The organism is Erythrobacter sp., from assembly GCF_035194505.1.
Classification (GTDB): Bacteria; Pseudomonadota; Alphaproteobacteria; order Sphingomonadales; family Sphingomonadaceae; genus Erythrobacter.
Map to the genome: position 1 here is coordinate 2,387,203 of NZ_CP136573.1, position 23,167 is coordinate 2,410,369.

Annotated in this window: 23 protein-coding genes, 1 tRNA gene and 1 pseudogene; 16 read left to right on the plus strand and 9 right to left on the minus strand. The window is 65.5% G+C overall.

The genetic code is table 11. The features are described from left to right. Positions 1 to 98: 98 nt before the first annotated feature. The 4 genes from RSE14_RS11715 (at position 99) to RSE14_RS11730 (ending at position 2,399) form a co-directional block, all read left to right on the plus strand. Positions 99 to 653, plus strand: coding sequence for a regulatory protein RecX (locus RSE14_RS11715; protein WP_324073871.1), 555 nt, complete (start codon positions 99 to 101; stop codon positions 651 to 653). Then, complete coding sequence (locus tag RSE14_RS11720) at positions 650 to 1,159, plus strand: DUF192 domain-containing protein (RefSeq protein ID WP_324073873.1); 510 nt, start codon at positions 650 to 652, stop codon at positions 1,157 to 1,159. Before RSE14_RS11715 ends, RSE14_RS11720 begins: the two co-directional genes overlap by 4 nt. Positions 1,160 to 1,353: 194 nt before the next feature. Continuing rightward, a complete protein-coding gene (locus tag RSE14_RS11725) occupies positions 1,354 to 1,785 on the plus strand; it encodes an NADH:ubiquinone oxidoreductase subunit NDUFA12 (protein WP_324073874.1) in 432 nt (143 codons plus the stop codon). Between the two features lie 8 nt (positions 1,786 to 1,793). Further along, positions 1,794 to 2,399: a DUF2155 domain-containing protein gene (locus RSE14_RS11730; protein ID WP_324073875.1), complete on the plus strand. Its 606-nt coding sequence runs from the start codon at positions 1,794 to 1,796 to the stop codon at positions 2,397 to 2,399. A 68-nt stretch (positions 2,400 to 2,467) separates the two neighbouring features. Here the strand turns inward: RSE14_RS11730 and aat are convergent. Beyond that, a pseudogene (gene aat / locus RSE14_RS11735) lies at positions 2,468 to 3,175 on the minus strand (leucyl/phenylalanyl-tRNA--protein transferase); the annotation flags it as partial. Between aat and RSE14_RS11740 the strand changes: the two are divergent. From RSE14_RS11740 to RSE14_RS11775, 8 genes are all read left to right on the plus strand, one after another. Further along, positions 3,149 to 3,224: transfer RNA gene (locus tag RSE14_RS11740), tRNA-Trp, on the plus strand. The pseudogene aat and the gene RSE14_RS11740 sit on opposite strands and share 27 nt — an antisense overlap. A 367-nt stretch (positions 3,225 to 3,591) precedes the next feature. Further along, entirely contained in the window at positions 3,592 to 4,086 is a 495-nt protein-coding gene (locus RSE14_RS11745; protein WP_324073876.1) for a hypothetical protein, read from the plus strand. Positions 4,087 to 4,323: 237 nt separating this feature from the next. Further along, positions 4,324 to 4,554, plus strand: a complete 231-nt coding sequence (gene secE, locus RSE14_RS11750; protein ID WP_324073878.1) for a preprotein translocase subunit SecE — start codon at positions 4,324 to 4,326, stop codon at positions 4,552 to 4,554. 54 nt (positions 4,555 to 4,608) lie between these two features. Next, entirely contained in the window at positions 4,609 to 5,145 is a 537-nt protein-coding gene (nusG, locus tag RSE14_RS11755; RefSeq protein WP_324073880.1) for a transcription termination/antitermination protein NusG, read from the plus strand. 136 nt (positions 5,146 to 5,281) lie between these two features. Further along, positions 5,282 to 5,458, plus strand: coding sequence for a hypothetical protein (locus RSE14_RS11760; protein WP_324073882.1), 177 nt, complete (start codon positions 5,282 to 5,284; stop codon positions 5,456 to 5,458). 159 nt (positions 5,459 to 5,617) lie between these two features. Next, positions 5,618 to 6,049: a 50S ribosomal protein L11 gene (gene rplK / locus RSE14_RS11765; RefSeq protein ID WP_324073884.1), complete on the plus strand. Its 432-nt coding sequence runs from the start codon at positions 5,618 to 5,620 to the stop codon at positions 6,047 to 6,049. Between the two features lie 4 nt (positions 6,050 to 6,053). After that, positions 6,054 to 6,746, plus strand: a complete 693-nt coding sequence (gene rplA, locus RSE14_RS11770) for a 50S ribosomal protein L1 (protein WP_324073885.1) — start codon at positions 6,054 to 6,056, stop codon at positions 6,744 to 6,746. 200 nt (positions 6,747 to 6,946) lie between these two features. Continuing rightward, complete coding sequence (locus RSE14_RS11775; RefSeq protein WP_324073887.1) at positions 6,947 to 7,234, plus strand: hypothetical protein; 288 nt, start codon at positions 6,947 to 6,949, stop codon at positions 7,232 to 7,234. Here RSE14_RS11775 and RSE14_RS11780 read toward each other — a convergent pair. From RSE14_RS11780 to RSE14_RS11795, 4 genes are all read right to left on the minus strand, one after another. Beyond that, positions 7,223 to 8,137 (minus strand): GNAT family N-acetyltransferase, encoded by a 915-nt coding sequence (locus RSE14_RS11780; protein ID WP_324073889.1) that lies wholly within the window; start codon positions 8,135 to 8,137, stop codon positions 7,223 to 7,225. The two genes, RSE14_RS11775 and RSE14_RS11780, sit on opposite strands and share 12 nt — an antisense overlap. 4 nt (positions 8,138 to 8,141) lie before the next feature. Then, positions 8,142 to 9,122 carry a polysaccharide deacetylase family protein gene (locus RSE14_RS11785; RefSeq protein ID WP_324073891.1) on the minus strand — a complete coding sequence of 327 codons (981 nt, stop codon included), beginning with the start codon at positions 9,120 to 9,122 and terminating at the stop codon, positions 8,142 to 8,144. 65 nt (positions 9,123 to 9,187) lie between these two features. Then, the gene (locus RSE14_RS11790) at positions 9,188 to 9,949 is read right to left on the minus strand and encodes a competence/damage-inducible protein A (RefSeq protein ID WP_324073893.1); all 762 of its coding nucleotides are present in this window, start codon (positions 9,947 to 9,949) and stop codon (positions 9,188 to 9,190) included. Positions 9,950 to 10,086: 137 nt separating this feature from the next. Further along, the gene (locus RSE14_RS11795) at positions 10,087 to 11,595 is read right to left on the minus strand and encodes a flavin-containing monooxygenase (RefSeq protein WP_324073895.1); all 1,509 of its coding nucleotides are present in this window, start codon (positions 11,593 to 11,595) and stop codon (positions 10,087 to 10,089) included. A gap of 129 nt (positions 11,596 to 11,724) precedes the next feature. Between RSE14_RS11795 and RSE14_RS11800 the strand changes: the two genes are divergently transcribed. Together RSE14_RS11800 and RSE14_RS11805 are read left to right on the plus strand one after the other, a co-directional pair. Next, positions 11,725 to 13,758 (plus strand): TonB-dependent receptor plug domain-containing protein, encoded by a 2,034-nt coding sequence (locus RSE14_RS11800; RefSeq protein ID WP_324073898.1) that lies wholly within the window; start codon positions 11,725 to 11,727, stop codon positions 13,756 to 13,758. A gap of 212 nt (positions 13,759 to 13,970) precedes the next feature. Beyond that, positions 13,971 to 16,547 (plus strand): TonB-dependent receptor, encoded by a 2,577-nt coding sequence (locus tag RSE14_RS11805; protein WP_324073900.1) that lies wholly within the window; start codon positions 13,971 to 13,973, stop codon positions 16,545 to 16,547. A gap of 354 nt (positions 16,548 to 16,901) precedes the next feature. Here RSE14_RS11805 and RSE14_RS11810 read toward each other — a convergent pair whose 3' ends face one another. After that, complete coding sequence (locus RSE14_RS11810; RefSeq protein WP_324073902.1) at positions 16,902 to 18,065, minus strand: acyl-CoA dehydrogenase family protein; 1,164 nt, start codon at positions 18,063 to 18,065, stop codon at positions 16,902 to 16,904. A 149-nt stretch (positions 18,066 to 18,214) separates the two neighbouring features. Beyond that, positions 18,215 to 18,988, minus strand: coding sequence for a crotonase/enoyl-CoA hydratase family protein (locus RSE14_RS11815; RefSeq protein ID WP_324073904.1), 774 nt, complete (start codon positions 18,986 to 18,988; stop codon positions 18,215 to 18,217). A 116-nt stretch (positions 18,989 to 19,104) separates the two neighbouring features. Between RSE14_RS11815 and RSE14_RS11820 the strand changes: the two genes are divergently transcribed. Both RSE14_RS11820 and RSE14_RS11825 read left to right on the plus strand, forming a co-directional pair. Continuing rightward, entirely contained in the window at positions 19,105 to 20,373 is a 1,269-nt protein-coding gene (locus RSE14_RS11820; protein WP_324073906.1) for an acetyl-CoA C-acetyltransferase, read from the plus strand. A gap of 13 nt (positions 20,374 to 20,386) precedes the next feature. Further along, positions 20,387 to 21,913, plus strand: a complete 1,527-nt coding sequence (locus RSE14_RS11825) for a TLP1 C-terminal extension domain-containing protein (RefSeq protein WP_324073908.1) — start codon at positions 20,387 to 20,389, stop codon at positions 21,911 to 21,913. On the opposite strand, the gene RSE14_RS11830 is transcribed toward RSE14_RS11825, so the two are convergent. Beyond that, positions 21,910 to 22,548 carry a carboxymuconolactone decarboxylase family protein gene (locus tag RSE14_RS11830; protein WP_324073910.1) on the minus strand — a complete coding sequence of 213 codons (639 nt, stop codon included), beginning with the start codon at positions 22,546 to 22,548 and terminating at the stop codon, positions 21,910 to 21,912. The genes RSE14_RS11825 and RSE14_RS11830 overlap by 4 nt on opposite strands. Further along, a complete protein-coding gene (locus RSE14_RS11835) occupies positions 22,548 to 23,075 on the minus strand; it encodes a VOC family protein (protein WP_324073912.1) in 528 nt (175 codons plus the stop codon). Before RSE14_RS11835 ends, RSE14_RS11830 begins: the two co-directional genes overlap by 1 nt. Positions 23,076 to 23,167 lie beyond the last annotated feature (92 nt).

Below are 23,167 nucleotides of genomic sequence, written 5' to 3' on the forward strand. Positions count from 1 at the left end.
AAGCGAATTCGTCATCCCGCGGTCGTGAAGACCCGTGCGAAGAGCCCCGCCGGAAACGGGGGGAGAAGCGGGTCAAACCCCCGCTCGACGAGATCGCTTTGCGCGATCTGGCGCTGTCCTATGTGGCGCGTTTTGCAAGCACCGGCGCGCGGCTGGAGGCCTATCTGTTGCGCAAATTGCGCGAACGGGGCGTGGCAGAGGGGGCGGACGGACGTTCGGCGGCGATCGATGTGCCCGCGCTGGTCGCCCGGCTGGTCGAGCTCGGCTATGTCGATGATGCCGCCTATGCCCGGATGCGGGCGCGCGATCTGGGCGCGCGCGGCTATGGCGCAAGGCGGGTGGAGCAGGCGCTGTGGGCGGCGGGCGTCGATGAAGGCATCCGCGCCGAGACCGCTCCCGGCGAAGCGGCGCGCCGCCATGCCGCCGTGCTGATGGCGCAGAAGCGGCGGCTTGGCCCCTTTGGCGGTGGACGCGAAGAGGCTGCCGATCCGCTGGCGCGCCGCAAGGCCCACGAAAAAGCCGTTGCAGCAATGCTGCGCGCGGGCCACGATTACGAACACGTGCGGTTCATCCTCGCTGCGACAGACGAGGAGCGGATCGCGGAGTGGCTGGACGAGGCAGCCGAACAGGAAGGGATACAAGGCACGTGGTGAAAAACTGGCTGGTGGCCGGCATGGCCGGGGTTGCAATGCTGGCGGCGTGTTCGCCCGGCGAAGGCGCGACTGCGCGGGCGCAGGCCCCGGCAGCGCAGGGCTCGGTCGAGGTGCGGCATCCGGTCTCGGGCCTCAAGGTGATCGATCTGGTGGTGGATCGCGGCGGCAAGGCCCTGCGCTTCAAGGTCGAGCTGGCCGACAGCCCCGAGGCCCAGGCACGCGGTCTGATGTTCCGTGACCGGCTGGGCGATAACGAGGGGATGATCTTCCCCTCTGCCCAACCCGGGCCGCGCAGCTTCTGGATGAAGAACACGCCGCTCTCGCTCGATATCATCTTCATCGGCCCCGATGGCCGGATCGCCAATATCGCCGCGAACACCGTGCCCTATTCGCTCGATTCGGTGAGCTCCAAGGGCGATGCCAGCGGCGTGCTGGAACTGCGCGCCGGCCGCGCGGCGGCGCTCGGGATCGTGCCGGGTGATCGGGTGAGTTACAAGGTGCCTTGATTGTGTGCCCGCCTCCGCGGGCACATCCTCGGTGCTGTTCCTTCCTCCGGGTCAAGCCCGGGGTACGGGCACCTGCGGCTCGCGCCGTGCGCTCGCGGCCCCGTCCTTTGGCGGGCCGGTGCAACGCCTGATCCGGAGATTGCGCGCATCTTCCTTCTTGGCGCTCTAATCCATTTCCGCTAGGCGCTCGGGCCATGGGAATCCTCGGCAAAATCTTCACGTGGTGGGATGGTGCGACCATCGGCACCCACCTCTGGGCCAGCCGCGCGGGCGGCGAGCATGTCGGCACCGATGCGGCCGGCAACAAATATTACCGGGCGCGCGCCAAGGCGGGCGGGGCCAACAACGGCTCCTACACGCAGCGCGAAAAGCGCTGGGTCATCTACAACGGCGCCAATGATGCCAGCCGCGTGCCGGCCGAATGGCACGGCTGGCTGCACGGCACCTATGACGATGTGCCCGAAAGCCATCTGCCGCCTGCCAAGGTGTGGGAGGTTGACTACACCCCCAATGCCACCGGCACGGCGCAGGCCTATCTCCCGCAAGGCGCACTGGAGCGCGGGGGCACGCGCGCCCGCGCTGTGGGCGATTACGAGGCGTGGACTCCGGGCAGCACCGAGGCCTGATCAGCGCGATGCGGCTCTCCCGCCTTGCCGCGCTGCTGATCTGCGCTTCGGGTCTTGCCGCCTGCGACTATGCGGGTGCGCCTGAAACGCAGCGCGTCCCGCTCGATAATCCCGCGCCTGCCGCCTCCGCCACTGTCGCAGCCGCCGATGCGGCCAGCAGCGGGGCGACCCCGATGGCGCAGCGCGTGGCGACGATCGGCCTGCTCAACAAGCGCAACAATGTCTCGCAGGATATCGTCCTCAAACCCGGCGAGATGCGCGAGATCGGGCCGGTGATCATCCGGCTTTCGGCGTGCGAGCGCACCGCACCCTGGGAGATGCCGCAAGAGACCGGCGCCTTCGTGCAGGTCGATATCCGCGAGCGCGGCCAGCAGCAGCACGCCCGCGTGTTCTCGGGCTGGCTGTTCCGCGAATCGCCCAGCCTCAATGTGGTCGAACACCCGGTCTATGATGTCTGGGTCAAGAATTGCGCGATGCGCTGGCCGGGCGATGCGGATTCGGCGAGCCCTGCTGCCAAGCCTTCGGGAGCCCCTTCCGGCACACCTGCGCCTGCGGCCTCGGCGAGTCCGGCGGCGGCCCCGGCACCTGCGCCTGCCGCTTCGCCCGCAGCGTAACCGCTCGCCTTCGCAAAGGCTCGCCACGCCGCGCCAAGGCTGCTGCGCGCCGGGCCGTGGGCCGCATCCACCAGCCGGCGATATTCGCGCTGCGGCAACTCGCGCGCGCCCATCGAGCGCAGATGCTCGGTCATGAACTGGCAGTCGAGCAGCACGAAGCCCGCGTGCCGCAACAGCGCCACCAGCCACGCCAGCGCCACCTTGCTGGCATTGTCGCGGCGCGAGAACATGCTCTCGCCGCAGAACACCTTGTCGAACGACACGCCGTAAAGCCCGCCGACCAGCAGCGGCGCGCCGTCCGGCCTTTCCTCCCAGCATTCCACCGAATGGGCGTGCCCGGCGCGGTGCAGCGCGATGTAGCTGGCGACGATCCGCTCGCTGATCCACGTCTCGGGATGATCGGGGCGCGGATCGGCACAGGCGCGGATCACCTGTTCGAAATCGCGATCGACCGTCACGGTGAAGCGATCGGCGCGCAGCACCTTCCGCAAGCTTTTGGAGATATGCAGGCCGTCCAGCGGCAGGATTGCCCGCTCGCGCGGCTCGACCCAGAACACCTCGGCATCGTCCCGCCGGTCCGCCATCGGGAAGATCCCGCTGCGATAGGCGAGAAGCAGGGTCTCGACCGGGATCGGAGGGCGTTGCGGCGCGTGCATGGTTGCGGTGCAGCATACAGGGGCGCAAGGGTCGTGGCAAAGAGGATTGCCTATCGCGCATCGCTTCGTTAAGTGGCGCCCCTCAGCGAGTGCAGGGGTGTAGCTCAGCTGGTAGAGCATCGGTCTCCAAAACCGAGGGCCACGGGTTCGAATCCTGTCACCCCTGCCATTTCCACCTTAGTATCAAGTAGTTTAGCGGATATCGCTTGGGCGCGCTGAACCATCGGTGTATCCCTCGCCGTGCACATTTGTGCACTTTCCGCTGGCGAGGCTTGGTCAGAATCGGTGACTTCAGCCCCCTCTAGGTGCCCGAAATGTGCACGACGGCCAATAATGTGCTGAGATATTTGCCGCTGCTACAAGGGGCAGTATGAGCAATTTGACCGATGCAATGATCCGATCCGCCAAGCCGAGAGATCGCTGTTATGGCCTGAATGCCAGGGGCACGCCGCTCATGCGTCCTACCGACATCGCCAAGACCATGAATATCGGTCGGGCATTGGTCTACCGAGCACTGGCAGCATAGAGGCAGAAGTATGGCTCGCAGGATCGTCTACGCGAAAAACACTCGCTTTTACCCAGACAGGGAGACCGCTTTGTGGATCGATCGAAGGGTTGAGATCGACTGCAAGGACAAAGTGTTCGTCGATCGATGGTCGGGCGATGTTGCCATCCAGCAGCCCAGCTATCTCGTCGGGCTATCCAGTCGAAGCTTTGAAGACGATCGTCCAACAATCATGGGATATGGTCAGATCGACGATGTCGAGGACATCGCGTGGCTCAAGCAAGTAGCCTATCGATCGACCATGGAAGGCAACATTAGGGTCGAAACGCCCGTTCCGATCGTCGCCCGCATCCATCAACTCAAACTGCGCCGGGATGGATATGAAGGCTTCGAGGTTGAAGTGCTGACTGGTGACGATGCCAAAGCGTTGATCAAAGCTGCTAAGCGAGAAGAGGCGATCGCAACTCTGAAAGAGGTCTGGTGGCTGATCCCGATTGGCATAGGCGTTCTGTGGTGGATGTTCTGAACTTCATTGACGCCTAAAGACCCTGCCCTTCGTGTGTCGCACCTCAGGTGTCTGCACCCGCACAGCGCCTTGCAATCCTAGCCGCTCCGGCGTAAGGGAGCCTCGTCTTCCCGACATCGGTAATCATCCAGCCCCTCCGGCGACCTTGTCCCGGGCGGCGCGGACCCCTACCTGAAAGCCGGCTTGGGAAAGACTCGGGGCAAGACCCGAAGGCATTACGCGAAGGAACGGGCTATCATGGCCGAGCAGAAGCAGATCGCAGAAGAGAAGAAGCGCAAGACCTCGGTCGGCGAATTCGTCAATCAGGTGCGCGCCGAAACGGCCAAGATCGTCTGGCCGACCCGCGAGGAAACCGTCCGCACGTCGATCTTCGTGTTCATCTTCATGCTGATCCTCTCGATCTTCTTCCTCGGGATCGACAGCCTGTTCGGCGTCATCGTGCGCACCGCGATCGAATTTCTGCAGTAAGGCCCGGCCCCGCACGCGGGGCTGCCTGTCAGACGCATTTTTCAAGGATTTCCTATGGCTCGCTGGTACATCATCCACGCTTATTCCGGTTTCGAGAACAAGGTCCGTGACGCGATCATTTCCGAGGCCGAGCGCCTCGGCCTCAGCGACGGGGTCGAGGAAGTTCAGGTCCCGACCGAAACCGTGACCGAAGTGAAGCGCGGCAAGAAGGTGCAGGTCGAACGCAAGTTCATGCCCGGCTACGTGCTCGCCAAGCTCAACATGACCGACGATGTCTACCACCTCGTCAAGAACACCCCGAAGGTGACCGGCTTCCTCGGCTCGGGCAACAAGCCGCAGCCGATCTCCGAAAAGGAAGCCGCGCGCTACTTCGGCGGCGTGGCCGAAGCCCAGGCGACCCCGAAGCGCGACATCAGCGTCGATTACGAGATCGGCGATTCGGTCAAGGTGCTCGACGGCCCCTTCGCCAGCTTCAACGGCGTGGTGGAAGAGCTCGATTTCGACAAGGCCAAGGTCAAGGTCAGCGTCTCCATCTTCGGCCGCGCGACTCCGGTCGAGCTCGACTTCGAACAGGTCGAACTGGCGAAGTAAGAATCATTGTGTGCGTGCCCGCCTCCGCGGGCTCGTCCTCGGTGCGTCCTTGTTGGCCTACCGCTTCGCTACTTGAGGCCATTGCGGCTTCTGGCGAAGCCGGATCATCGCCAAGCCGATAGGGGGTGACCGGTCCATGAAAACCAGCCCCGGCATCTGTCAGAAGAAGCGCCGCTTCGCCACGCGCGAGGCGGCGGATGCGGCGGCGTTGGCGGCGGATGTGACCTTGCGCACTTACAAATGCGCGCTTTGTCACAGCTACCACCTCACCAGCCGCACCAAGGGCCTGCGTCCCCCTCGCGGTTTGGGTTGATTTTGGTGCCGCCTGCGCCTATGCGCGCGCCTTCGCTCCGCCCTCGGGCAAGCGATTCCATGCGGGAGCCCGGGCCGTGCACGTGGCCTGAGCGTTTGACCGCTTAACATGAGCCTTGTTCGAAAGAGCATGGCGACAGTGCGATAGGAGTACGGCCACATGGCCAAGAAGATTGAAGGCTATATCAAGCTGCAGGTGCCCGCGGGCTCTGCCACGCCGTCGCCGCCGATCGGCCCGGCGCTGGGTCAGCGCGGCGTCAACATCATGGAATTCTGCAAGGCGTTCAATGCCGCCACGCAGGAGATGGAAAAGGGCATGCCGATCCCGACCGTGATCACGGTCTACGCGGATCGCTCGTTCACCTTCATTACCAAGACCCCGCCGGCGTCCTACTTCCTCAAGAAGGCTGCCAAGCTTTCGGGCGGCTCGAAGGAGCCGGGCAAGGTCGTCGCCGGCAAGGTGACCCAGAGCCAGATCAAGGAAATCGCCGAGGCCAAGATGGCCGATCTCAACGCCAATGACATCGACATGGCGATGCGCATCATCGAGGGCTCGGCCCGTTCGATGGGCCTTGAAGTGGTGGAGGGCTGATCCGATGACCAAGATTACCAAGAAGGCAAAGGTGCTCACCGCGCTTGATCGCGAGAAGCTCTATTCGGTCGAAGAGGCTCTGGCCACGCTGCGCCAGTTCAAGGGCAAGTTCGACGAGACCGTCGAAGTCGCCATGAACCTCGGCGTTGATCCGCGTCACGCCGACCAGATGGTGCGCGGCATGGTGTCGCTGCCCTCGGGCACCGGCAAGGACGTGCGCGTCGCTGTGTTCGCCCGTGGTGACAACGCCGACAAGGCGCTGGCTGCCGGCGCTGACAAGGTGGGCGCCGAAGACCTCATGGAAGACATGATGGCCGGCAACCTCGACTATGACCGCGTGATCGCCTCGCCCGACATGATGGGTGTGGTGGGTCGTCTCGGCAAGGTGCTCGGCCCCAAGGGCCTGATGCCGAACCCGAAGCTCGGCACCGTGACCCCGAACGTGGCCCAGGCCGTGGCTGACGCCAAGGCAGGGCAGGTCGAGTTCCGCGTCGAAAAGCAGGGCATCATCCACTCGGGCATCGGCAAGCTGAGCTTCTCCGATGACGCGCTGAAGGCCAACTTCAAGGCGCTGACCGAAGCCGTGGTGAAGTCGAAGCCCTCGGGTGCCAAGGGCAAGTACGTCCGCAAGGTCACCATGACCTCGTCGATGGGCCCGGGCCTCAAGGTCGACCTCTCGGAAGTCGAAGGCGCGTAATTTGTGAGAGGGCGGGCGCATCCGCGCCTGCCCTTTCTCGCAGAAACAAAAGGGGCCGGACGCCGCAGGGCGATCCGGCCCTTTCTTGTGCCGGCTTGCCTGATAGTATCTTGATTTCGCGCTCCGTATCGCCACTTATGAGCTTGGCCGCCCACCCCCTCTCCCCGCCGGGCGCGCCGCAAGAGGTTCAAGAACAGGCGATGCCCGCTCCCCCCGAAGACGTGATGTTCGTCCACCCCCGCTGGTTCGTGATCGGCTTTGCGCTTATCGCCTTTGCGCTCATCATCAATTACGATCTGCGCCTCGGCCTTGCTGCGGGCGCGGTGCTGGGCACCTTCGGGGCCGTGTGGCTCTATCTCGCCCTGCGCCTCAATCTGGTGGGGGATGACCGGCCGACCTATCGCCGCCGGGTGCTAGACCGGTTCCGCCAGCAGCTCAGCAATCGCCGCGAGGCGGAACGCCAGCGCGAAGACCGCTCAGGCGCGTAGGCCTGACCGAATCCGCGCCAGCGCACCGGATCGCTGGGCCAGCGCCTTGGCCTGCGCCACCCCGCTATCGAATGCCCCGCGCGCGCCCAGCAGAGCGCGGTTCGCCAGCGTCGGCCGCAGCAGCATCACGCTGGCACAGGACGCGCTATGGGTGCCGAACATCGCCTTGTGTGCCCCGTCACCCTCGGTGAAATCGAACCAGCGATAGCGCTCTTCGGCAAACAGGCGCTCCAGCGCCTCCATCTGCAACACCGTGCCGGGCGACAGCCGCGCATGATCGGGATCATAGCCGAGATGGGCATAGACCAGCGTGGCCCCGACCACCGGTAGCGAGAGATAGGCAATCGCCTGCTCCCCCGCATGCAGCAGGAAGCCGCGCATCCGGTCGTCCTCGGCCGCTTCCAGCATCGTCCGGTGCGCCTCCGGGCTGTCGGGCAGGCCGGCATCGAGCAGCCGCGCCTGATAGGTGCGCGCCGAGAGCGGCAGGGCGGCGGCGAGAAAGGCTTCGATCTCGCCCGGGGTGCGGTGTTCGGTGACGGTGAAGCCGCCGGTCTCCTCCGCCAGCTTCTTGGCCTTGCGCCGCAAGGTCGAGCGGGTCTTGCCCGAGAAGCGCGCCATATAGGCATCGAAGCCGTCCGCCATATCGATGTAGTGGCGTGGATAATCCTGCCGCCCGCCCGCGACAAAGCCGGGATAGCGGCCTGCGATGGCGGCCATCCGGCTGGCGGGGGCAGACAGGATGCGCAGGCCATCGGGGCCGGCCTCGGGCGCATCGGGCAAGGCCCCGCCCAGCACCTGTTCGAGCGAGAAGCTCCATGTGGTGAGCTGGCGCGGCACGGCCCAGAGGCGGCGCGCGCCGATGGTGAAGTCGACCGGAATGGCGTGTGCCGGAGAACTCGCCATGGCCTTAAAGCGCGCCATAGACAGTGTTGGAGACGAACTGCTCGGCCAGCCGCCGTCCGGTGCGGATCGCGCTCGCGGGCAGAGGCTCGTTCGCGGACCCGTAGGCGCGGATCATCGGCGGGGTGTCGCGGTAATTGCCCGTTTCCACCCCCGGCATCCTGGCCAGCGCCTGCAACAGCCCGGCAAAGCGCCCCCGCACGATCGGGTTCATCGCCAGCTTGCGGCGGTTGATGAGCTCGAAGGAATGGCTGACGAGCGTGAAGCTCTCGCGCTCGCAATCGCGCGCATGGGCAATCGCGGCGAGCATCTCGCCAAGCGAGAGCGCGGTGATCTGGGCATGGCGCTGCCCGCCGCCGAGCGTGCCGATGCTGCCCGCGGGCACCTCGATCACGCCAAGGTGGTGCACCGGATCGCGCACATCCGCGCCAAGGCTGATGCGGCAGGCGCCGCCTGTGAGCGCCGGGCAATGGCTTGAATCATAGGCAATGCCCAGCATCGCCAGCGCCCGCAGCGTATCGTCATTCGCGCCGTAATTGCCTGCGCGGAAAGCGACCGGCGCAGGCGCACCGGCGGCCATCAGCGTGTCGCGGGCGTAGGCAAGGAGTTCGCACTGGTCTTCCAGCGGGAAGTCCGCAAGGTTGCGCCCTGTGCGGCCCGATGCGAGCGGATTGGCGCTGCCGGCGTGCTCCAGCCATTCGGTATGGCAATGCAGCTGCACATCCTGTCCGGCGGCGACGATGGGTGCGACAATGTCCTCGATCGCGGCAAGGCCCCACACCAGCGCGGGCATGGGATCGACGAAGAACGCCGCCTTTTGCCCGTATCGCGCCAGCATTTCGAGCTTGTGACCGATGCCTGCCGGACCTTGCGGGGTGATGCAGGCGATCGAGCGGGTAAAGTTCTCCGCCCGGTCAGCCGCATGCGGCCCGGTATAGAGGCCCGAGGAATACTCGGTGTCGATCGTGATGAACACGCGGGTCATCATGACCCCCGTGATAGCGCGCGAGGGTTAAGACGGCGTGAGGACGCTGTCGTCCCCTGCCGGAGGGTTCAGATTCCGCCCGCCGTGGTGGGGTAGCCGAGCCCCGCCAGCCCTTCGACCAGCGCGGCGCTGCACTGCGCCAGATCATCGGCGCTGGTGGAACGGACCACGAAATTGGCACCCACCCGGCCTTCGCGGAAGAAGGGGTAGGAGCCGATCTGGCAGGTCTCGTGGGCGGCCTCGACGCTCCGCAGCAGCTCGGCCACCTCGCTCTCGGCGCACCAGCAGCCGATGGTTTCCGACAACAGCGGCGCGCCGCCTTCAAGCTGGCCGGTGAGCGCGTCGAGCATCCCGGCGGTGATATGCGGCACGCCCGCCATCACGAACAGGTTGCCGCGCCGGATACCGGGCGCGCCCGACATGCGGTTGGGGATCAGTTCGGAGCCTTCGGGCACGCGCGCCATGCGCAGCCGCCCTTCGTTGAGCCCCCCGCGGGTTTCGTAATAGCGTTCCAGCAGCGCGCGTGCATCGGGGTGGATGACCACCGGCACGCCCAGCGCCTTGGCGACCGCATCGACCGTGATGTCGTCATGGGTCGGCCCGATCCCGCCGGTGGTGAAGAGATAGTCATAATCCGCCATCAGCGCGTTGACCGCCTCGACGATGCGGCTTTCCACGTCCGGCACCACCCGCACCTCGGCCAGGCGGATGCCCTGCACCTGTAGCCACGAGGCGACCTGCGCGATGTTCTTATCCTGCGTGCGGCCGGAGAGGATTTCGTCGCCGATGACGATGAGTCCGGCGGTCCAGATCTTTTCGGGAGAGGTCATGGGGGATTGGTTAGGAGAGAAATCTTCCGATCCCAAGCCCCTTTCGTCATCCCCGCGCAGGCGGGGATCCATCTGCCCTTGCGATCACGCGAGAGGGTGAATGGACCCCTGCCCTCGCAGGGGTGACAAGGGTGGCCTTATTCAGCGGCTTCGAGCTGTTCCTCAGCACCGCGCGCATTGGCTCCAGCGCGGGTAAAGGTCAGGAAGCCGTCGGTCAGCGCGTCTTCCTTCATCCGCTTGCGGTCGATCACATATTCCTGATTGAGCCGCCACGGATAGCTCACCGAATTGCGCGGCATGATGTGCTTTCCGCGCTGGATGTAGCCCGAGGAGAAATCGAACACGTCGTCCTCGACGATCTTCGCCTCTTCCGCCGCGGTCAGCACCGGGGTGGCGATGGTCGTGCCTGTGGCGCGCATATGTTCGAGCACGCGGCACACATAGTCGGAATTGATGTCGGCCCGCAGCGTCCAGCTGGCATTGAGGTAGCCGAACACCACCGCAAGGTTGGGCAGGTTCGAGAACATGCAGCCCTTGTAGTAGAAGCGTTCGTTGAACTTCACCGGCTGGCCTTCGACGCGCACGTCGATCTTGCCGGCAACCGCCAGCTTGAGGCCGGTGGCCGTCACCACGATATCGGCGGCGAGGAACGTCCCGTCGGCGAGGCGCACGCCGCCCTTTTCGAACTTGGCGATATGGCCCGTAACGACATCGGCTTTGCCCGCCTTCATCGCGGTGAACAGATCCTCGTCGGGCACCAGGCACAAGCGCTGTTCCCAAGGGTTGTAAGGCGGGGTGAAGGCGTCCTTGTCGTAATCCGGCCCCAGCGCCTTCTCGATCTTCTTGTAGAGCGCGTCCTTCACCTTTTGCGGATTGTCGCGCGCCAGCTTGAAGCTGAAGTCCTGCATCTTGATGTTCTTGAACCGGGTGATCCGGTAGGCGAGCTTTTCCGGCAGCACCTTGCGCAGGAAATTGGCAATCGCGTCCTTGGCGGGGCGGGTGAACATCCATGTGGGGGTGCGCTGGAGCATCGTCACATGCGCCGCCTCGCGCGCCATCGACGGAACGATCGTCACCGCAGTCGCGCCCGAGCCGATCACGACGACATTCTTGCCCTTGTAATCGAGGTTTTCGGGCCAGAACTGCGGGTGGAGCACCTGTCCGTCGAATTCACCGAAGTCGAACCCGGCGTCATAAGGCTCGTCGTAATCGTAATAGCCTGCGCCGAGATAGACGAAGTTGGCGGTGAGGTGGGTGCGGCTGCCATCGGCCTTCTCCATCTCGACATGCCAGCGCGCGTCATCATGGTGGAAGTCGGCGCTGATCACCTTGTGGCCGAAGCGGATGTGCTGGCGGATGCCGCGCTCGTCGACGATACGGTCGAGATATTCGAGGATCGCAGGCGCATCGGCGATCGACTTTTCATGCCGCCACGGCTCGAAATCGAAGCCGAGGGTGTGCATGTCGCTGTCCGAGCGGATGCCGGGATAGCGGAACAGATCCCACGTCCCGCCGAGGTTGTCGCGGCGCTCGACGATGGCATAGCTGTGGTGCGGCGCTTTCATTTCCATGTGCGCGGCCATGCCGATGCCGGAAATCCCGGCACCCACGATCAGCACGTCGAAATCAGGCGGTGTGGCAAGCATGACGGGGCCTCTCTCTCCCTTGTTGACACGGATGTAACCACAGCCTTTGCGCAAAAGCGAGTCTTGAATAGCAATCTGCAACTGACTTTGAGGTGACGCGGCGTGGTCCGCGCTTTATGGCCCGCTCCCATGAGACTTCGTGCCCGCCTGCTCGCCTGCGTTTTGCTCCTGCCTCTTGCCGCGCCGCTGGCCGCGCAGGATGACAGCGAAGTGGTGGACGAGGATGCGCTGGCAGAGGAAATCATCGTCACCGGGCGCGGCCTCGAACCCGCGCTCTCGACCGGGATCTATGCCACCACCACTCTCGATCGCGAGACGATCGTGGCGAGCCCATCGGGCCGGATCGAGGATGTGCTGCGGGGCGTTGCGGGGTTCCAGCAGTTCCGCCGCTCGGACAGCCGCTCGTCCAACCCCAGCGCCCAAGGCGTGACGCTGCGCGCGCTGGGCGGCAATGCGACGAGCCGCGCGCTCGTGCTGCTAGACGGGGTGCCGCTGGCTGACCCGTTCTTCGGCTATATCCCGCTCTCGGCCATCGCGCCCGAGACGCTGGGCGAGATCCGCGTGACCCGCGGCGGCGGTTCGGGGCCGTTCGGCGCAGGGGCGCTGGCGGGGACGATTGAACTCGACAGCGCCGATCCCTCCGCAAGCAACCCGTTCATGGGCAGCGCCGCGATCAACAACCGCGCCGAAACCGAGGCAAGCGGCGTGCTGACCGCGCGGCTCGGGCGCGGTTTTGCCGTGGCCAGCGGGCGGTGGGACCGGGGGCAGGGGTTCTTCACCACGCCTGACAGCCAACGGGTGCCCGCCTCTGCCCGCGCCGCCTTCGACAGCTGGAACGCCGCCCTGCGCGCCGTCGCCCCGCTCACCGACAGCATCGAATTGCAGGCCCGCGTCGGCGCCTTCCGCGATGCGCGCACGCTCCGGTTCCGGGGTGCGGATTCGACCAGCGAGGGCGAGGATGCCTCGATCCGCCTTGTCGGGCGCGGGCGCTGGCAGTTCGATCTGCTGGCCTATGTCCAGACCCGCGATTTCTCGAACATCGTCATCAGCGCCACCCGCTTCACTCCGACGCTCGACCAGCGGCGCACGCCGTCCACCGGCATCGGCGGCAAGTTCGAACTGCGCCCCCCGATTGCCGAGGGGCACGATATCCGTATCGGCGCCGATTATCGCCGCGCCGACGGGGAATTGCAGGAAGAGGCGCTGAACGCTGTGACCGGCGCGATCACCGAGCGTCGCCGCGCGGGCGGGGTGACCGGCAATCTCGGCCTGTTCATCGAGGATGACTGGCAAATCGGCCCGCTCGTCATCAATGGCGGGTTGCGTGCGGACCGCTCCAGCATCACCGGCGGGTTCTACCGCGCGGTCAATGCGGCCGGCGCGCCGGTCAGCACCCTCATCGCGCCCGATCGCAGCGACTGGTCGGTCAGCTGGCGGGCGGGGGCTTCGTTCAACGCGACCCGCCGTCTGGGCCTGCGCGCAGCGGCCTATACCGGGCTGCGCCTGCCGACCCTCAACGAGCTCTACCGCCCCTTCGTGGTGTTCCCGGTGGTGACGCAGGCCAATGCGGGCCTCGAAAACGAGCGGTTGGAGGGCTTCGAACTCGGCTTCGACTGGCAGCCGGTCAATGAAGTGGTGCTGGCTGTGACCGCCTTTGACAACCGGGTCGAGAATGCCATCGCCAATGTCACCATCGCCCCTAATCTGCGCGAGCGCCAGAACCTGCCGGCGATTGCCGCGCAGGGGATCGAGGCCAATCTGGCGGTGAAGCTGGGCGAAGTCAGTTTGGACGGCGCGCTCGCCTGGACCGATGCCGAGGTGCGCGGGCGCGGGCCTTCGCTGGCGCTCGATGGCAAGCGTCCGGCGCAGACCCCGGCCTTTGCCGGCACGCTAACGCTCGGCTGGAAGCCGGCCGAGGGCTGGCACCTTGCCGCCACGCTGCGCCATGTGTCCGCGCAGTTCGAGGATGATCTTGAGACCGACCGGCTGGCCCCTGCCACCACGCTCGACGCCTTCCTCGCAGCGCCGCTCGCCGGCACGCTGTCGCTGGTGCTGCGGGGCGAGAATCTCAGCGGCGAGACGATCATCACCCGCAATCAGGCCGGATCGATCGATCTCGGCGTACCGCGCACATTGTGGCTGGGGGTAAGGGTCGGTTTCTGAGCCGGTGGGAGGCCCCAGCACCCGCCGCGAAACAATCTTGCCCGAACTCCGATGCGGACAGCAACATGCTGCGCCGCAGCATGAAATGTGGCATTTTTGCTACTGTCAGCCAGAACTTGACTATGACTCTTGTTAGGCCGCGAAGCCCTGATAGGTTCCCGCCCACACCAAGATCGGCCTGAAGCCGGCTGGATTGTTGAGAGAGGCAAAACATGACTCGCAAGTTCGCAGCTTTTGCTTGCGGCCTGATGGCCTGCAGCGCGCTTACCGCCCCCGCCTATGCCCAGGATGCTGAAAGCGATGCGCCCGCCGCACGCGATGACAGCGTCATCATCGTGACCGCGACCCGTCGCGCACAGGACGTGCAGGATATTCCGCTCGCGGTGACCGCGATCGCCCCGCAGCAGCTCGAAGCCCAGCGCGTGGTCAACATCCAGCAGATCTCGGCCCTCGCGCCCAGCTTCACCGCCAGCCAGGCGCAGCTCGCTTCGGGCTCGGTCGTGCTGCGCGTGCGCGGTATCGGCACCACCTCGAACAATATCGGCTTCGAAAGCGCGGTCGGCATCTTCGTTGACGGCGCCTACCAGTCGCGTCCGGGCGTTGCGCTAAGCGAATTCGTCGACGTGGAACGCGTCGAAGTGCTGCGCGGCCCGCAGGGCACGCTGTTCGGCCGCAACACCTCGGCCGGCGCGCTCAACATCACCAACGTCCGTCCCGATGTCACCGAGTTCGGCGGTTTCGTGAATGCGGAATACGGTGCCTTCAACGAAGTCAGCCTGCAGGGCGCGATCAACGTGCCGATCGTGCAGGACAACCTCGCCCTGCGCGTGACGGGTGCCTATCGCCAGCGCGACGGCTTCCTCGACGTGGTCAACCGCACCGGCGCCAAGATCGGCGAAACCAATGATGCCGACCAGTGGCTGGTCCGCGGCCAGCTGGGCTGGGACACCGACAGCGGGATGCGCGGGCGCATCATCGTCGACTACTCGAAGAGCAAGTCGAGCTGCTGCGGTGCGATCGAACTCTACCAGACGCCGCTGGTGACGGCCGGTGCCTATGCCGCCGTCGGCCTTGGCGCCAATGGCGGCAACGGCCAGCCGTTTGTTGCCACGACCGCCTTCGACCAGGCCGGCTTCGAGCGCGCGATGGACAACCGCACCGTCTCGCTCAACGCAGCGCCGGTGGCAGACATCGACAACTACGGGGTCACCGGTGAAATCGAATTCCCGATCTCGGAAAATGCCGACCTCATCTTCATCGGTTCCTACCGCAAGTATGAAAGCTTCGAGCGCTACGATTCCGATTTCACCGCGCTCGACATTTTCAATGTCAGTGCCCTCAACCTCGATCTCGAGACCTGGACTGCCGAACTGCGGCTGCAGGGCGAAGGGATGGACGGCAAGCTGAACTACATGTTCGGCGGCTTCTATTCGGACGAGCAGATCGACCAGTCGGCCAGCTTTGCTCTCGGTGCGGATTACGGCGAAAACGTCGGCGCACTGTTGTTCCCGGCTACCGCCGGGGCACTCGGCGCCAACCCGCTGACCGTGTTCACCGGTCGCGATCCGGCCGGCACCACCAACACCAACCGCTTCCAGCAGAGCGCCCAGAGCTACGCCATCTTCACCCACAACAGCTTCGAGATCACCGATGGTCTCGAACTGACGCTGGGCGCGCGCTATTCGTGGGAAGAAAAGTCGGGCGGGTTCAGCCAGACGGCGGTCAACAACCAGATCTGCCCGGCGACGCTCAATGCGATCGGGGCGGCCGGCAATCCGGCGGTGGTGCCCGCGGCGCTGCGGCCGACCTTCGTGGCGCTGGGCTGCTTCGGCTTCACCGCGCCGGCCAACCTGCCGCAGGCCGCAGCCCTGCCGCTGGTGCGCACCTTCCAGTCCGATTTCGATGACGAAGAGCTGATCTACACCGTCAAGCTCGGTTACGAAATCAGCCCGGCGGTGAACACCTACGCCAGCTTCACCCACGGCTACAAGGCGGGCGGGATCAACCTCGACACCACCGCAGCCGTCGGCGGTGCCGATCCGCGCTTCCTCTCGGAAGAGGTCGATGCCTATGAAATCGGCCTGAAGGCGAAGATGCTCGACGATGCCGTGACCCTCAATGTCGCGGCGTTCTACGAAGAGTTCAGCAACTTCCAGGTGCTCGAATTCACCGGCACGGCCTTCACCACCTTCAACGTTCCGGTCGCCGAAACCAAGGGCGTCGAAATCGAAGGCCTGATCCGTCCGAACAACGAGCTGACCTTCAACATCGGGGCGACCATCCTCGATGCCAGCTACCCCGAGGATTGCGATGTCGGTCAGGAAACCGTGGTCACGGTCGCCTCGCTGTGCGGCAATACGCTGACCAACGCGCCCAAGGTCGTCGCTCTGCTCGGCGGGATGTGGGAGAAGCCGCTGAACGATTCGATGGAGTTCTTCGTCTCGGGCCAGGTCCGCATGGAAGGCGACCAGCGCACCTCGACCCAGGCGATCGTGCCGCCGACTGTGGCTGCCGGTTCGACGGCCGCTCAGGTGCAGGCTGCGGTTGACGCGGCACCGCTGATCATCGCCGACGTTCAGGACGGCAAGGCCTTCGTGAACCTGCGGGCCGGCCTGCGCTTTGGCGACGGTGCCTACTCGCTCGAAGGCTGGGTCAACAACCTGACCGACGAAGTGGTGCGCGGCGTGACCTTCAACACCACCCTGCGCGGTTCGGGCGCGGCCAACTCGCGTTCGGCCTTCACCCTGCCGCCGCGCCAGTACGGCATCACCCTGCGCGCCAAGTTCTAAGGGCACGCGACAAAAGTTAGCTCCGATCACAGGAGCGGGAGAGGAGAGGCGGCTCGCGGCATGCGAGCCGCCTCTTTCTTTTTTGATTTCCGTGCCTGCCTCCGCAGACACGTCCTCGGTGCGTTTACTCCGCTCCGCTACGGACCCGCTGCGGGCGGCCGCTCGGCCTTGCGGCCCCTCGGGTGCCGATCGGCGTCAAATGCCATGATGGAGGGGAGCGGTGGCTCCGTCGCGCATCGACCGCGAGCGCACGCGTGCCCAACAAAAAAAGCGGCCCGGTTGCCCGAGCCGCCTTTCGTTTTCTCGTATCGCGCTGGCCCGGTCGCGTCAGTGACCGCAGGGCCGAACGGACAATCACATACCTCTTGCGATCACCATCTTCATCACCTCGTTCGAGCCGCCGAAGATGCGGGTGATGCGGCTGTCGCGATACATGCGGGCGATCGGGTAGTCGTTGATGAAGCCGGCCCCGCCGTGGAACTGCAGGCACTTGTCGACGACTTCGCCCTGCAACTCGGTCACCCAGTACTTGGCCATGCAGGCCGTGGCGACGTCGAGTTCGCCCTTGAGGTGGCGGGCGATGCAGTCATTGACGAAAATGCGCGCTGCGGTGCTGCGTGCCTTGAGATCGGCCATCACGAACTGGGTGTTCTGGAAATCCCAGATCGTCTGGCCGAAGGCCTTGCGGCTCTTGACGTATTCCATCGTCGTCTCGAGCGCCTTCTCGATCCCGTTGATCGCGCCCACAGCGATGATCAGCCGTTCCTGCGGCAGCTCGCCCATCAGCTGGTAGAACCCGCGCCCTTCGACCCCGCCCAGCACGTTCTCGGCCGGGACGAAAACATCATCGAAGAACAGCTCGGAGGTGTCAGCCGCGTCGAGCCCGATCTTGTCGAGCTTCTTGCCGCGCTGGAAGCCTTCGGCACCCTCGGTTTCGAGCAGCATCAGCGAAATGCCCTTGGCCCGCTCGTTGGGGTCGGTCTTGGCGACGACGATGATGAAGTCGGCGATCTGGCCGCTCGAGATATAGGTCTTGGCCCCGCTGATGCGATAGCCGTTGCCGTCCTTCATCGCACTGGTGGTGATCGATTGCAGGTCCGACCCCACGCCCGGCTCGGTCATGGCGATGGCGCTGACGAGATCGCCGGAGACAAGGCGGGGGAGGTATTTCTGCTTCTGCTCCTCGGTGCCGTGGCGCACGAGGTAGGGCAGGATCACGGTGTTGTGGAGCGAGGCGGCAAAGCCGTCGACGCCGTGCTTGGACTGCTGGTCGATCACGACGAGGTCATGGCGGAAGTCGCCGCCGTGGCCGCCATATTCGGCCGGGACTGACACGCCGAGCAGGCCGGCGGCCCCGGCCTCGCGCCAGAATTCGCGTTCGACCTGACCGTCCTCGCGCCATTTGTCGACGCGCTTCTGGGGCGCGTGCTGCTGGTAGAACTTGCCGACCGCGTCGGCGAAAATGGCGATTTCCTCTTCTTCCATGAAGGCGGGCTGCGGCACGTTGAGGACGGACATTTTACTCTCTCCAAGGGTCTGGCGGCCCACCCGAGGGGCAGAATGTTTCACGTGAAACATTTGCCATGTCGGGGTCAAAGCGGTGCCAAGTGGATGCTAACTCGGGGTCATGCGCGGCAGGTTTTCATGCCCTGCCGCGCTTCTGGGCCTTACTTGCCGGTCCAGTTCGGCTTGCGCTTCTCGGCAAAGGCGGCCGCGCCTTCGCGGGCGTCATGGCTGACGAAGACCGGGCCGATGAGCTGGCCCTGCTTGGCATAGCGTTCATCCATCGTCCAGCCGCGCGATTCCTTCACGATCTGCTTGGAGATGCGCACTGCGAGCGGGCCGTTCGCCGCGATCCGGGCGGCCAGCGCCTTGGCTGCATCGAGCGCCGAGCCTTCGGTCACCTCGTTGATGAGGCCGAGCTGGAGCGCGCGGTTCGCATCGATGAAATCGCCGGTCAGCGCCAGTTCCATCGCCACGCGCTGCGGGATCTGGTCGGGCAGCATCATCACGCCGCCAGCCGCCGCCACAAGACCGCGCTTCACTTCCGGAATGCCGAACTTCGCGCCCGCATGGGCGACCACCAGATCGCAGGCGATCATCAGTTCAAGCCCGCCGGCCAGCGCATAGCCTTCGACAGCGGCGATGAGCGGCTTCTTCGGCGGAGCTTCGACCACGCCGCCAAAGCCGCGGCCTTCCACCGTCGGACGCTCGCCGCGCAGGAAGCCCTTCAGGTCCATGCCCGAACAGAAGGTCCCGCCCGCGCCGGTGAGGATGCCGACGCGCAGATCGTCCTCGGCATCCAGCCGGTCCATCGCCGCCGCAATCCCCTCGGCCGCAGCGCGGGTCATGGCGTTCTTGGCATCGGGACGGTTGATGGTGACGATGAGGACACCATCGACAACTTCGGTCAGCACTTCAGGGGCAGCGGTCTCGCTCACAGCTCTCTCTCCTATCGAAAATGTGATTGCGATTTGAAACGCAATTCTTGTGCGAGTGGTGCAGTGGGTTTACGGACGCGTCAACCGCATTTTCGCTAGAGACGGAGAGGAAACCCATGGCCGAAGCTTACATCATCGACGCAGTTCGCACCCCGCGCGGGATCGGCAAGGTCGGCAAGGGCGCGCTGGCGCACATGCATCCGCAGCACCTCGCCGCCGCCGTGCTCAAGGCGATTGCCGAGCGCAACCATCTCGACACCGCCACCGTCGGCGATGTGGTGTGGTCGACATCGAGCCAGGAAGGCGCGCAGGGCGGTGATCTGGGGCGGATGGCGGCGCTGGATGCGGGCTATGACGTGCGGTCGAGCGGCATGACGCTGGACCGGTTCTGCGGCGGCGGGATCACCGCGGTCAATCTTGCAGCGGCGCTGGTGATGAGCGGGATGGAGGACTGCGTCGTGGCCGGCGGGACCGAGATGATGAGCCTGACCGCCGAAATGGCGAAGGAGCGCGCGCAGCATGGCCTGCCGCCGCGCATCATGGGCAGCCACAACGAACGCCTCGCCAAGGTCCACCCGCAATCGCAGCAGGGCGTCTGCGGCGATGCGATCGCGACGATCGAGGGCTTCACCCGCGAAGAGCTCGACATGGTTGCCTTCATGAGCCAGAAAAACGCCGCCCAGGCGATTGCCGAAGGCCGGTTCGACAAGTCGGTCATCCCGGTGCTCGATGATGCCGGCAATGTCGTGCTCGACAAGGAAGAATTCCCGAAGCCCGGCACCACCATGGAGGTGCTCGGCTCGCTGCCGGCGTCGTTCGAGAAGCTGGCTGACCTGTCGCTGGGCGAAGGCCAGCCGACCTTCCGCCAGATGGTCAATCAGAAATATCCCGATGTCGATATCAAGCACTTCCACGGGCCGGGCAATTCCTCGGGCGTGGTCGATGGCGCGGCAGCGGTGCTGGTGTGCTCACGCGAATATGCCGAGGCCAACGGGTTGAAGCCGCGCGCGCGGATCGTCGCCACCGCGAATATGGGCGATTGCCCGACCTTGATGCTCAACGCGCCTGTGCCTGCGGCCAGGAAGGTGCTGGAGAAGGCGGGGCTGACGCTCGATGACATTGATCTGTTCGAGATCAACGAGGCCTTCGCGGTGGTCACGGCCAAGTTCATGCGCGATCTCGGGCTGGATTGGGACCGGGTCAACGTCAACGGCGGCTCGATTGCGCTGGGCCACCCGATCGGTGCGACCGGTTCGATCCTGATCGGCACCGTGGTCGACGAGCTCGAGCGTCGCGGCGGGCGCTATGGCCTCGTGACGATGTGCGCGGCGGGCGGCATGGCCCCGGCGATCATCGTCGAGCGCGTTGACGGCTTCGTCGACTGAGGAGCAGCCACGCATGATCGCTGACAACACGCCCGTCATCATCGGGGTCGGGCAGTATTCGGAACGGGTCGGAGAGCCCGGCTACGAAGCGCTGTCCTATATGGACCTCGCCGGACGGGCGCTGGGGGCGGCGATTGCGGATAGCGGGGCTTCGGGGTCGGTCGCGGGCGCGATCGACACCCTCGCCGCGATCCGCGCCTTTGAAATGTCGCGGCCGGACCGCAAGCCGCCTTTTGGTGCGGCAAGCAATGTGCCGCGCGCGATTGCGCAGCGGGTGGGGGCGAACCCCGCCCGCGCGATCCTCACCACCACCGGCGGGCAGACCAACCAGCAGCTGGTGGGCGAGTTCGCGTCGGCCATTGCGGCGGGCGATAGCAGTTGCGCGGTGATCGTCGGCTCCGAGGCGATCTCGACCGTGCTGGCCCTCACCGGCAAGGGCGAGATCCCCGACTGGTCGGAGGCAATCGAAGGCGATTTCGAGGATCAGGGCTTCGGGGTCGAGGAACTGATGGAGCCGGTGCTGTTCATGCACGGCGCGAGCGGGGCGATCCCGCTTTATGCGCTGGCGGAGAACGCGCGGCGGCACAGGCTGGGCATGGGGCTGGAGGAATACCGGCTCGAAATCGGCAAGCTGTTCGCGCCCTTCACGCGGGTTGCGGCGGCGAACCCCCATTCGGCCGCGCCGGTTGAGCGCAGCGCGGAGGAACTGGCGACAGTCACCGATCGCAACCGCATCGTCGCCGAACCCTATCCGCGTATGACGGTTGCCCGCGATCAGGTGAACCAGGCGGCGGCGGTGATCGTCGCCTCGGCGGGCCTCGCGCGCGCATTGGGCGTGCCTGAGGACAAGTGGGTCCACATCCACGCCGTCACCGCCGCGACCGAGCTGAAGCTCTCGCAGCGGCCTGATCTGGCGGGCAACCCGGCCTCGCTTGGCTCTGTCGACGCGGCGCTGGCGCGGGCAGGCAAGGGCATCGATGCGATGCGCTACATCGACTTCTATTCCTGCTTCGCGATCCCCGTGTTCAACCAGTGCGACCATTTCGGCCTCAGCGTCGATGATCCGCGCGGGCTGACGCTGACGGGTGGCCTGCCGTTCTTCGGCGGGGCGGGGAACAACTACTCGGCCCACGCCATCGCGGAAGCCGTGCAGCGCGTGCGGGGGGATCGCGGGAGCTATGCCCTCGTCGGCGCGAATGGCGGGTGGATGAGCAAATACGCGACCGGCATCTACTCGACCGATCCGGCCGACTGGAGCGGCAATGACCGCTTCGCCGTCCTGCCCAAGGCAACCGACAAGGTGCCCGTCGCGCGCGAACCGGTGGAGGCCGCGACGGTCGAAACCTACACCATCAACCGCGGCCCCAAGGGCGCCGAGGCGATCTTCATCGGGCGTTCGGACGCGGGCGAGCGCGTGGTGGGCAATGCCGACCTCACTGATCCCGCCACTGCCGAGGCCTTCGAGAGCGGCGAGCCCTTCGGCAAGCGCCTGACGCTGACGCAGGACGAGCGCGGGCGGACTTTGGGGCGGGTGGCCTAGCGCCTAGCCCCGCCCATAAAATCGAGCGCGTCGAAGCCCTCGGGCGCGGCGACCTCTACAATCGGATCGTCGCGATCATCGAACTCCGTGCGCAGCGCGCGGCTCATGATGGCGTGCATGTGATAGAGGCAGGTGATGTAGGTCAGCTCGAGGATTTCCTCGTCGGAGAACTGCGCCTTCAGCTCGGCAAATAGCGCATCGGGCACACGGCCTGCGTGGCACACGAGCCGGTCGGCATAGGCGAGGACGAGCCGCTCCTTCGCGTCGAAGACGTCTGCCGTCTGCCACACGGGCAGGGCCGCGATCTTGGCCTCGCTCACGCCCAGCCCCCGCAGGCTCTTGCAATGCTGCGAGAAGACGAACTGGCTGCCGGTGGCCCAACCCGCCCAGGTCTGCCCCAACTCGCGCAGCACCGGATCGAGCTTGCGCTTCGGCGAGCGGTAATAGGCAAAGCCCTGCGCGGCGTGCTTGAGCGTATCGGGCGAATTGGCGAACACGCTCCACCAGTCGCCGCGGGTGCCGGTGGCGGTGCCGGGTTCGGTGACCGGATCGCGGCTGCCGAATAGCTGGTTGTAGAGCGGCAGGGCGACGGTCTCGTCCGCCTCGCCGCGCGGCACTTGCCTGAGGCGCGGCATCAGGCGTCCTCCGCCAGCGATGCAGGTACGTGGCGCACATCCTCGGGGGTGAAGGCGCGGGTGGTCGCGGCGAATTCGAGCATGATGCCGTTGGGATCGGTGAAATAGACCGAGCGCACAAACACGCCCTCGTGGGTTTCCTTCGCGTACCCTGCGGGGCTGTCATCGTGGTTGAACACCATGTGGGTGTGCGGCACGCCTGCCGCTTGCAGCCGGTCCAGCGCCGCCTCCAGCTCGCTCTCCTCCATGTTGAAGGCGAGGTGGTTCATCGAGCCGACGGCGGTCTTGGCGTCGAAGGGGAACTTCTTCACCGACGCGATCCCCGGCGCGGCGGGCGGCGCGTCCTTCCACCAGAAAAAGGCCACCGCATTGCCCCCGCCGCAATCGAAGAAGAAGTGCTGGCCGCCATCGGGCAGCTGCACGGTCTTGAACAGCGGCATGCCCAGCACCTCGGTATAGAACCGCGTCGTTTCGGCCATGTCGCGGCACACCAGCGCGATATGGTTGATCCCTGTCGTGCGTATCATCGCCTCTCTCCCTCTCGCGCAGGAACCTGCCCTGATCGCGCGGCGCTGGCAATTGCTTGCGCGAATCGGCGATTTCGGCTAGATGGTTTCAA